Source organism: Streptomyces sp. NPDC056948 (assembly GCF_042674225.1).
Taxonomy (GTDB): Bacteria; Actinomycetota; Actinomycetes; order Streptomycetales; family Streptomycetaceae; genus Streptomyces; species Streptomyces purpurascens.
The window spans coordinates 1-10,289 of the sequence record NZ_JBHUQX010000344.1 but is presented as its reverse complement, the minus strand read 5'-3'; the positions used below and the strand labels follow the sequence as shown (position 1 = coordinate 10,289).

Here is a 10,289-nt window from a genome sequence, read left to right as displayed (position 1 = left end):
GGACAGCGCCGACCGGATGCGTGCGGAGGCGCAGGCCGCCGCCGAGCGGCTGGGCACGGAGGCGTCCGAGACGCTGGCCGCCGCCCAGGAGGAGGCCAACCGCCGGCGCCGCGAGGCCGAGGAGCTCCTCGGCAGCGCCCGGCAGGAGGCCGACCAGGAGCGCGAGCGGGCCCGCGAGCAGAGCGAGGAGCTGCTGGCCTCGGCGCGCAAGCGCGTGGAGGAGGCGCAGACCGAGGCCGTACGGCTGGTCGAGGAGGCGGACCGGCGGGCCACGGAGATGGTGTCGGCCGCCGAGCAGCACGCCCAGCAGGTACGTGACTCCGTCGCGGGGCTGCACGAGCAGGCCCAGGACGAGATCGCCGGACTGCGCAGCACCGCCGAGCACGTCGCGGACCGGACGCGGCGGGAGGCCCAGGAGGAGGCGGACCGGGTCCGTACCGACGCCTACGCGGAGCGGGAGCGGGCGAGCGAGGACGCCGGCCGGCTGCGGCGCGAGGCGCACGAGGAGACCGAGGCCGCCAAGGCGCTCGCCGAGCGCACCATGTCCGAGGCGATCACGGAGGCGGAGCGCATCCGTACGGAGGTCTCCGAGCATGCCCAGCGGGCGCGCACGGAGGCGTCGGACGCCATCGCCGAGGCCGAGCAGAACGCCTCGCGCACCCGGGCGGACGCCCGTGAGGACGCCAACCGCATCCGGTCGGACGCGGCGACGCAGGCGGACACCCTCATCACCGAGGCGCGCAACGAGGCGGAGCGGCTCACGACCGAGACGGTCACGGAGACGGACCGGCTGCGGATGGAGACGGTCGCCGAGGCCGAGCGGGTCCGCACCGAATCCCTGAACGAGGCCGAGCGGGTCCGCGCCGATTCGGTCGCCAAGGCCGACCAGCTCGTCGGGGAGGCCACCGGCGAGGCGGAGCGGCTGCGGGCCGAGGCCGCCGAGACGGTCGGCTCGGCGCAGCAGCACGCCGAGCGGGTCCGCAGCGAGGCCGGGCGCGTCAAGGCGGAGGCGGAGGCGGAGGCGGAGCGGCTGGTCACCACCGCGCGCGAGGAGGCCGACCGCACCCTGGACGAGGTCCGCAAGGACGCCAACAAGCGGCGCTCCGAGGCGGCCGAGCAGGTCGACAAGCTCATCACGGAGACCACGGCCGAGGCCGACAAGCTGCTGAGCGAGGCGCAGCAGCAGGCGCACAAGACCACGGCGGAGGCCGAGTCGCAGGCCGACACGATGGTGGGCGCGGCCCGCACGGAGGCCGACCGGCTGGTGTCCGAGTCGACGGTCGAGGGCAACTCGCTGGTGGAGAAGGCCCGTACGGACGCGGACGAGCTGCTGGTCGGCGCGCGTCGGGACGCCACGCAGATCAGGGAGCGCGCCGAGGAGCTGCGCGACCGCATCACCAGTGAGATCGAGGAGTTGCACGAGCGGGCCCGCCGGGAGTCGGCCGAGACGATGAAGTCGGCGGGCGACCGCTGCGACGCGCTCGTCAAGGCCGCCGAGGAGCAGCTCGCGAAGGCGCAGGCGAAGTCGAAGGAGATCGTCTCGGAGGCCAACTCCGAGGCGGGCAAGGTCCGTATCGCCGCGGTGAAGAAGGCCGAGGGGCTGCTCAAGGAGGCCGAGCAGAAGAAGTCCACGCTGGTCCGGGAGGCCGAGGAGCTCAAGGCCGAGGCGATCCGCGAGGCCAAGCGCACGGTCGAGGAGGGCAAGCGCGAGCTGGAGGTCCTGGTCCGCCGCCGCGAGGACATCAACGCGGAGATCTCCCGCGTCCAGGACGTCCTGGAGGCGCTGGAGTCCTTCGAGGCCCCGGCCGGGGGCAAGGACAACGGAGTCAAGGCGGGCGCGACCGTCGGCGCACCCCGTTCGGGTGGCAAGTCCTCGGAGAGCTAGGGCCTTCGGGCGGCCCGTGCCACACTTGGACGGACGCTTCGGGCGCGGCTGCGCGGGGGCGTTGGGGCGCCCCTGCGGGGCTTTGACCTAGTTTTGGCAAGCCCTCTGCCGCTTAGCCACTCAAAAGGGGTCTCATTTTCCAGATCAAACGCGCATCCGCTCGATGACACACCGTTTCGGCCCCTAGGATTCCACCTATCACCTCACCGGTCTCATTCGACAGGAACCCCATGAGCGACACTTCCCCCTACGGCTTCGAGCTTGTGCGGCGTGGATACGACCGCGCTCAGGTGGACGAACGTATCTCCAAGCTCGTCTCCGACCGTGACAGCGCTCTCGCCCGCATCACCGCTCTGGAAAAGCGCATCGAAGAGCTCCACCTCGAGACGCAGAACGCCCAGGCCCAGGTCACCGACGCCGAGCCGTCGTACGCGGGTCTCGGTGCGCGCGTGGAGAAGATTCTCCGCCTCGCCGAGGAGGAGGCGAAGGACCTGCGCGAGGAGGCCCGGCGCGCGGCCGAGCAGCACCGTGAGCTCGCCGAGTCGGCGGCGCAGCAGGTGCGCAACGACGCCGAGGCGTACTCGTCGGAGCGCAAGTCCAAGGCCGAGGACGAGGGTCTGCGGATCGTCGAGAAGGCCAAGAGTGACGCCTCCCAGCTGCGTTCCGAGGCGCAGAAGGACGCGCAGTCCAAGCGCGAGGAGGCGGACGCCCTCTTCGAGGAGACCCGCGCCAAGGCCGCACAGGCCGCCGCGGACTTCGAGACGAACCTCGCCAAGCGCCGCGAGCAGTCCGAGCGTGATCTGGCGTCCCGTCAGGCCAAGGCCGAGAAGCGCCTCGCCGAGATCGAGCACCGCGCGGAGCAGCTCCGCCTGGAGGCGGAGAAGCTGCGCACGGACGCCGAGCGCCGCGCCCGCCAGACGGTGGAGACGGCCCAGCGCCAGGCCGAGGACATCGTGGCCGACGCCAACGCCAAGGCCGACCGCATCCGTTCGGAATCCGAGCGCGAGCTGGCCGCCCTCACCAACCGCCGCGACAGCATCAACGCCCAGCTGACGAACGTTCGCGAGATGCTCGCGACGCTCACGGGCGCCGCGGTGGCCGCCGCCGGTACGCCGGCCGAGGAAGAGCCGATCTCCCGTGGGGTCCCGGCCCAGCAGTCCCGGTAACACCGGGGCATACGGAGTCTGAATCTCCGCAAAGCCCTCTGCCGCTCGGGTGGCAGAGGGCTTTGTCACGTTCTAGCGTGGCGGCATGATTGAGCTCGAGGGGCTGACCAAGCGTTACGGCGAGAAGGTGGCGGTCAACAACCTGTCCTTCACCGTCAGACCAGGCATCGTCACCGGCTTCCTCGGGCCCAACGGCGCGGGGAAGTCCACGACCATGCGGATGATCCTCGGTCTTGACCACCCCACCGCCGGCGACGTCCGTATCGACGGCAAGCACTACCAGCAGCTCAAGGACCCGCTGACGTACATCGGCGCCCTGCTGGAGGCCAAGGCCTGGCACGGCGGGCGCACCGCCTACAACCACCTGCTGTGCCTCGCGCAGAGCAACGGCATTCCGCGCGGCCGGGTGCGGGAGGTGCTGGAGACGGTCGGCCTGACGGCGGTCGCGAAGAAGAAGACCAAGGGCTTCTCGATGGGCATGGGGCAGCGGCTCGGCATCGCGGCCGCGCTGCTCGGCGATCCGCGGATCCTGATGTTCGACGAGCCGGTCAACGGCCTCGACCCCGAGGGCATCCACTGGATCCGCACCCTGATGAAGTCGCTGGCCGCGCAGGGCCGGACCGTGTTCGTCTCCTCCCATCTGATGAGCGAGATGGCCCTGACGGCCGAGCACCTCGTCGTCATCGGGCAGGGGCGGCTGCTCGCGGACACCTCCATGGCCGACTTCATCGCGCGCAACTCACGGTCGTACGTCCGGGTCCGCAGCCCGCAGCGAGAGCGGCTGCTCGATGTGCTGCACCAGGCCGGGATCGTGGCCGTGGAGAGCGGCGACGGGGTGCTGGAGGTGGACGGCGGCAAGGCCGAGCACGTCGGTGAGCTGGCGGCGCAGCACGGGCTGACGCTGCACGAGCTGAGCCCGCAACAGGCCTCGCTGGAGGAGGCGTTCATGCGGCTGACCGCGGAGTCGGTGGAGTACCACGCACACAGCGAGACGAGCCCCGAGCCGCCACGGCAGCAATGGGGCGACGGCGGGAAGAGGGGCTGAGCATGTCGACGACCCAGATCGTACGGTCGGAGTGGACCAAGATCCGGTCAGTGGCGTCCACGGTGTGGACGCTCTCGCTGGTGGTGGTCGTGACGGTCGCCCTCGGCATGCTGATCTCGGCGCTGTCGAAGAACGAGTTCGACAGCATGAACACGCAGGCCCGGGCGGAGTTCGATCCGACGTTCATCAGTTTCGCGGGGATGAGCCTCGGCCAGCTCGCGATGATCGTGTTCGGTGTGCTGGTGGTGTCGAACGAGTACAGCACCGGCATGATCCGCACCTCGCTGGCCGCCGTGCCGCGGCGCGGTTCCTTCCTGTTCAGCAAGATCGCGGTGGCCGGCGGTCTCGCCCTGCTGGTCGGGCTCGTCACCAGCTTCGCCGCGTTCTTCCTGGGGCAGGCGATGCTCGGCGGGCACCGGGCGGAGATCGGCGACACGGGTGTGCTGAGGGCCGTGTTCGGCGGCGGCCTCTACATGGCCCTGATCGCGATGTTCTCCATGGGCGTCGCCGCCATGCTGCGCTCGCCGATGCTGTCGCTGGGCATCCTGATGCCGTTCTTCTTCCTGATCTCCAACATCCTCGGCAATGTCGACGCGACGAAGAAGGTCGGCCGCTTCCTGCCCGACCAGGCCGGCAGCAAGATCATGCAGGTGGTCACGCCGATCGACGACGACACCCCGTACGGGCCGTGGGGCGGCCTCGGAATCATGGGGCTGTGGGTGCTCGCCGCCCTGATCGGCGGATACGTGCTGTTGAAGAAGCGCGACGCCTGATCCGGCAAGGTCTGAAGGAGGCTGTCGGGGCGCGTCGGGCCGCCCACCCTTTACTTTGATTTGGGCGGAACCGTCAGCGCCTCGATATCCTCCTAACCCTTACGGGGGGCGTGTGCCCCGCTGTCCTGAACCTTGCGATGGGTGCGGAGCATGATCGAAGCAGTCGGCCTGACGAAGCGCTACGGCGACAAGACCGCTGTGTCCAACCTTTCCTTCCAGGTGCGGCCCGGAGCCGTCACCGGCTTCCTCGGGCCGAACGGCTCGGGCAAGTCGACGACGATGCGGATGATCCTCGGCCTGGACAACCCGACGGCCGGACAGGTGACGATCGGGGGCTATCCGTACCGCAAGCTGCCCAACGCCCCCCGCCAGGTCGGCGCCCTGCTGGACGCCAAGGCCGTGCACGGCGGCCGGGCCGCCCGCAACCACCTGCTGTGTCTGGCCCAGCTTTCCGGCATCCCGGCCAGGCGCGTGGACGAGGTGCTCGGGGTCGTCGGTCTGCAGGACGTGGCCAGGAAGCGGTCCAAGGGCTTCTCCCTCGGTATGGGGCAGCGGCTGGGCATCGCCGCCGCGCTGCTCGGCGACCCGCAGGTGCTGCTGTTCGACGAGCCGGTCAACGGCCTCGACCCCGAGGGCATCCTCTGGGTGCGCAACCTGATGAAGGCGCTGGCGGCGGAGGGCCGTACGGTCTTCGTCTCCTCCCATCTGATGAGCGAGATGGCGCTGACGGCCGACCACCTCATCGTCATCGGGCGCGGACAGCTCCTCGCCGACATGAGCATCACGGACTTCATCTCCGCGAACTCCGCGGACTTCGCGCGGGTCCGTACGCCCGACACCGAGCCGCAGCAGCGCGAGAAGCTGTCGTCCGCGCTCACCGAGTCGGGCGGGCACGTACTGCCCGAGCAGGACGGCGCGCTGCGGGTGACCGGGCTGCCGCTCCCCCGCATCAGCGACATCGCGCACAGCGCCGACGTACGGCTGTGGGAGCTGTCGCCGCACCAGGCCTCGCTGGAGGAGGCGTACATGCGGATGACGCAGGGCGCCGTCGACTACCGCTCGACCATCGACCAGAAGGAAGGCCTCCAGCAGCCGCTGCCGCCCGGCGCGCAGCCGCCGATGCCGGTGCCGGGGCAGGGCCAGCCGGGCTGGTACGCCCCGCCGCCGCCCCAGCAGGGCGGGCAGCCGCTCCCGATGCCGCCGCAGGGCGCGCCGGGCCAGGCTCCGGCAGGCCCGTACGGGGCTCCCGGGACTCCCGGCGCTCCTGGGGCCGCTCCGGGCGCCCCTGGCGCCTCCGGCGCGGGAGCACCCAACCCGTACGCCCAGCCCGCGCCCCAGGCGCCTCAGGCTCCCCCGCAGGCGGCCGCCCAGCCGCCCGTGCCTCCGCAGGCGCCCGCCGCCCCGCCGGCTCCCGCCCCGACCTCCGACCTGACCAAGCCCGAGGACGCCCGATGAGCAGCCCCCAGTCCCAGACACCGCAGGCCGCGCCCGGTTGGCAGGCGGCGGCGCCCGGTACCGCGCTTCCGGCCTCCGGCCCTGCTTACCCCGCCTCCGGCTCGGCTTACCCCGGCTACACCTCACCGATCCCGGTCGTGCGCACGCACCTCGGGCACGCCATCGCCTCCGAGTGGACGAAGATCAGGTCGGTGCGCTCCACGATGTGGACGCTCGGCGTGTTCGTCCTGCTCGTCGTCGGCATCGGCCTGCTGACCGGCGTGGTGGTGGCGAACTCCGACCCGGCCCTGTCCGGCGAGAGCCCGCTCGGCCTGGGCTTCTTCGGGCTGCTGCTGGGCAGCATGTGCCTCATCACGCTGGGCGTGCTGACCACGGCCTCGGAATACGGCACCGGCATGGTCCGCACCACGATGGTCGCGTGCCCGAGCCGCGGCCGGGTGCTGGCGGCGAAGGCCATCGTGTTCTTCCTGGTCGCGTTCGTGGTGACGCTGGTGTCCTCGTCCCTCGTCGCCTTCCTGCACGTCGCCATGCTGGAGGGCAATGGCGCCAAGTCCCCCACCGGCGGGGAGTGGCTGAAGGCCACGGTCGGCATGTCGGCCTACGTCGCGCTGCTGGGCCTGCTCTCGCTCGCCGTCGGCTCGATCATCCGGCACTCGGCGGGCGCCATCACCATCATGATCGGCGCCGTGCTCGCCCCGCTGGTGATCGCGCTGTTCATGTTCTCGGAGTCGCTGCGGGCCGTGCGCGACGCCCTGTTCGAGTACTCCATCCCGAACCAGTTGAGCATCTTCTACGCCAACTCCCTCAGCGAGTCCGGCCCGTCCGGCTGGGACCCGCTGTGGATCATCCTCGCCGCGACGGCCGTCGCGTTCGCCGCCGCCTTCGCGCTGCTGGAGAAGCGGGACGTCTGAGTTCCCTCAGAATCTGGGCGAGTTACGGGACCGCTGCACCCCCGGGGTGCGGCGGTCCCGCGCGTTCCAGCAGGCCTTGTGCCAGTGCCGGCGATCGTCGACGCCCGCGTGCTCGGACCAGGCCACCACGTGCGGCACACCGTCGGGGATCATCTGGTCGCAGCCGGGACAGCGGTAGGACTTGCCCTGCGCGCTCGCGCCGGCCACATGCCGCACGCTCCAGTTCTCACCCTGCCAGTTCGCCGAGGACTGCCAGCCGCCGTAGCGGCCGGGGCTGTCGTCCTCGGCGCTCCGGCCGGACGAACCGGCATCCTTGGCTCGGTTACGACGCGGGGACACAGGACACCTCTCGGGGCTATACAGGAAGCACGTGCCGTGTCCAAGCCTACGCGGCGCGGGCGAGGGTACGCGTACGGCGCCAATCGCCACAAGTCCCTCGCCGGGCGAGGCAGGTGCTCCCCCGGCCCCCAGCGGAACGCCCCATTCTGCAGACAATCCGCAAAATACTCCGCCCGGCCGTGTCCTCGGCACGTGTCAGACGGTTATGCCCTGTGGGGGAGCTCCGTGTCGGAGCCAAGGAAGCAGGAAAGCAATGCACGTTGGAAGTTTCGTGTTGGCGGCCCAGTTCCCCGGTCAGGGCGAGGGAGAGGCGCTGCACCGCGCGGTCCGCTCGGCCGAGGTGGCCGAGGAGTCGGGGCTCGACGCGGTCTGGCTGGCCGAGCACCACTTCGTGCCGTACGGCACATGCCCGTCGGCCATCACCCTGGCCGCTTTACTGCTCGGCCGCACCCGCCGCATCCGGGTCGGTACGGCGGTCAGTGTCCTGCCCACCGCCCACCCCGTAGCCCTCGGCGAACAGGCCGCGCTGCTGCATCACACGAGCGGCGGCCGGTTCACGCTCGGCGTCGGGCGCGGCGGCCCGTGGGTCGACCTGGAGGTGTTCGGCGCGGGCCTCGAGGCGTACGAGAAGGGGTTCCCGGAGGCCCTGGACCTCCTGGAGCGCTGGCTGCGCGAACCGTCCGTGGCGGCCGACGGGGAGCGCTTCCGCTTCCGTGAGGTCCCGGTGGTCCCCCGGCCGTCGGAGGCTCTGACGGACGTCCAGGGGCCCGAGCTGGTCGTCGCCTGCACGTCCCCGGCGAGCGTGCGGCTGGCCGCCGAGCGCGGTCTTTCGATGCTGCTCGGGATGCATGTGGGGGACGAGGAGAAGGCCGAGATGGTCGCCCTGTGGCGGCAGCACGCGCGGGCGTGCGGCCGGCCCGCCGAGGAGATCCTCGGCGCGTCCCATGTGTCGGCGGGTGTCTGCCAGATCGCGGACCGGCGCGTCGACGCGGCGGAGACGCTGCTGAAGGCGATGCCGGGCTGGCTGAAGCAGGGTCTGGAGGCGCATGTCACGGTCGACGGGCGCACACGCCGGATGCGCGACCCGCTGGCGTACACCGAACTGCTCTGCGGGCTGCACCCGGTGGGGACGCCGCGGCTGTGCGCCGACCGGCTGGCGGCGACCAGCGAGCGGACCGGCATCTCCCGCTTCGCCCTGCTCGTCGAGGGCTCCGGGGACCTGGCGGCGACCGAGGAGAACGTACGGCGGCTGGGGACCGAGGTGCTCCCCCAACTCGTCTGAGAGCGAGGTGGATTCCTGGGGGCTTGCCGCTCCGGTACAAAAGCGCACCTCCCCCGTACGGAGCGGCAAGCAAGCGGCGCCGCGTCAGCAGTCCCGGAACTCGGGTGACTGGTTCAGCACCTGGCTGCGGACCGAGGTGAAGCGGTTCAGCTTCTCGTCGACCGAGGAGTCAAGCGGGAACACGGCTACCCGGTGGCAGTTCTGGAAAGCCAGCCGCACACCGAAGTGCCGTTGCAGCGCGCCTCGTATCGCGTCACTCGCAAGCGCACGCAGCAACTGACCGCGTGCCTGCTCGTCCGGCGGAGGCGTCTGGTTGTCGGCGAACGCACCGCCGTCCACCTTCAGCTGGGCCACCAGGGAGCTGATCATCTCCCACGCATAGGGCAGGGAGGTCCGGACGCAGTCGACGAATTCCGCTTCGTCGACCTCGCCTCGCTCGGCCTGTTCGAGTAGGGCCGGTGAGACGTCGAGCGACATGAGTTCTCCTCTCGCACCCCCAACGAGCGGGGGTTGCCGGACAGATAGGGGAGGTTCGCGATACCGGACACGCTGCGTACACACCTCGCGACCTCCCGTTCATACGGTAAGCAACCGACGGTGACGGCACCAGGAGAATGCGCAGATGGGGCACTCTCAATGAGCACACCATGCACACAATCGGCCATTACCGAACACGCGTTTTCCAGGGCGAATCGCGTCGGCAGGCGCCCGTCGAGTAGCGTTGCCGACCATGCGTCTCGTCATTGCCCGCTGTTCCGTGGACTACGCCGGGCGGCTCACCGCCCACCTTCCCTCGGCCCCGCGCCTGATCCTGGTGAAGGCGGACGGCAGCGTCTCGATCCACGCCGACGACCGGGCCTACAAGCCCCTGAACTGGATGTCGCCGCCCTGCACGCTGAAGGAGGGCACCGGCGAGGAAGAGGGCGTCTGGACCGTCATCAACAAGGCGGGCGAGAAGCTCATCATCACGATGGAGGAGGTTCTCCACGACTCCTCGCACGAACTGGGCGTGGATCCCGGCCTGATCAAGGACGGCGTGGAAGCGCACCTTCAGGAGCTGCTCGCCGACCGTATCGAGACACTCGGCGACGGCTACACCCTGATCCGCCGCGAGTACCCGACGGCGATCGGGCCGGTGGACATCCTGTGCCGGGACGCCGACGGCAAGACCGTCGCGGTGGAGATCAAGCGGCGCGGTGAGATCGACGGCGTGGAGCAGCTCACGCGCTATCTGGAGCTGCTGAACCGCGACCCCCATCTCGCGCCGGTCCGCGGCGTCTTCGCCGCCCAGGAGATCAAGCCCCAGGCCCGCGTCCTCGCGACGGACCGGGGCATCGGCTGCCAGGTCCTCGACTACGACGCGATGCGCGGTATCGAGGACGACAAGCTGCGGCTGTTCTGACCCTTCTCTGACCCACCCCGTCTCTGACCAC

At 70.6% G+C, this 10,289-nt stretch carries 9 protein-coding genes and 1 pseudogene; 8 read left to right on the top strand and 2 right to left on the bottom strand.

Features of this window, described 5'->3' with window-relative positions; genetic code table 11:
- The 6 genes and pseudogenes from ACFTZL_RS33410 to ACFTZL_RS33385 all read left to right on the top strand — a co-directional run.
- A pseudogene (locus ACFTZL_RS33410) lies at positions 1 to 1,885 on the top strand (hypothetical protein); the annotation flags it as partial.
- Positions 1,886 to 2,115: 230 nt separating this feature from the next.
- On the top strand, positions 2,116 to 3,051 hold the full coding sequence (locus ACFTZL_RS33405; protein ID WP_382590538.1) for a cellulose-binding protein: 936 nt from the start codon (positions 2,116 to 2,118) through the stop codon (positions 3,049 to 3,051).
- An 85-nt stretch (positions 3,052 to 3,136) separates the two neighbouring features.
- Entirely contained in the window at positions 3,137 to 4,096 is a 960-nt protein-coding gene (locus ACFTZL_RS33400) for an ABC transporter ATP-binding protein (RefSeq protein WP_382590536.1), read from the top strand.
- A 2-nt stretch (positions 4,097 to 4,098) separates the two neighbouring features.
- Positions 4,099 to 4,869 carry an ABC transporter permease gene (locus tag ACFTZL_RS33395; protein ID WP_382590533.1) on the top strand — a complete coding sequence of 257 codons (771 nt, stop codon included), beginning with the start codon at positions 4,099 to 4,101 and terminating at the stop codon, positions 4,867 to 4,869.
- A gap of 150 nt (positions 4,870 to 5,019) precedes the next feature.
- Positions 5,020 to 6,324 carry an ABC transporter ATP-binding protein gene (locus ACFTZL_RS33390; RefSeq protein WP_382590529.1) on the top strand — a complete coding sequence of 435 codons (1,305 nt, stop codon included), beginning with the start codon at positions 5,020 to 5,022 and terminating at the stop codon, positions 6,322 to 6,324.
- Positions 6,321 to 7,235 carry an ABC transporter permease gene (locus ACFTZL_RS33385; protein ID WP_382590526.1) on the top strand — a complete coding sequence of 305 codons (915 nt, stop codon included), beginning with the start codon at positions 6,321 to 6,323 and terminating at the stop codon, positions 7,233 to 7,235. Before ACFTZL_RS33390 ends, ACFTZL_RS33385 begins: the two co-directional genes overlap by 4 nt.
- A gap of 6 nt (positions 7,236 to 7,241) precedes the next feature.
- On the opposite strand, the gene ACFTZL_RS33380 is transcribed toward ACFTZL_RS33385, so the two are convergent.
- The gene (locus tag ACFTZL_RS33380) at positions 7,242 to 7,574 is read right to left on the bottom strand and encodes an ATP/GTP-binding protein (RefSeq protein WP_382590523.1); all 333 of its coding nucleotides are present in this window, start codon (positions 7,572 to 7,574) and stop codon (positions 7,242 to 7,244) included.
- Positions 7,575 to 7,827: 253 nt separating this feature from the next.
- Here ACFTZL_RS33380 and ACFTZL_RS33375 point away from each other — a divergent pair, with 253 nt between their 5' ends.
- Positions 7,828 to 8,856 (top strand): LLM class flavin-dependent oxidoreductase, encoded by a 1,029-nt coding sequence (locus ACFTZL_RS33375; protein ID WP_382590520.1) that lies wholly within the window; start codon positions 7,828 to 7,830, stop codon positions 8,854 to 8,856.
- 84 nt (positions 8,857 to 8,940) lie between these two features.
- Here ACFTZL_RS33375 and ACFTZL_RS33370 read toward each other — a convergent pair whose 3' ends face one another.
- Positions 8,941 to 9,333, bottom strand: a complete 393-nt coding sequence (locus ACFTZL_RS33370; RefSeq protein ID WP_382590517.1) for an SCO5389 family protein — start codon at positions 9,331 to 9,333, stop codon at positions 8,941 to 8,943.
- 253 nt (positions 9,334 to 9,586) lie between these two features.
- On the opposite strand from ACFTZL_RS33370, the gene nucS reads away from it, so the two are divergent.
- Positions 9,587 to 10,258, top strand: coding sequence for an endonuclease NucS (gene nucS / locus ACFTZL_RS33365; RefSeq protein ID WP_184590411.1), 672 nt, complete (start codon positions 9,587 to 9,589; stop codon positions 10,256 to 10,258).
- Positions 10,259 to 10,289: the final 31 nt, after the last annotated feature.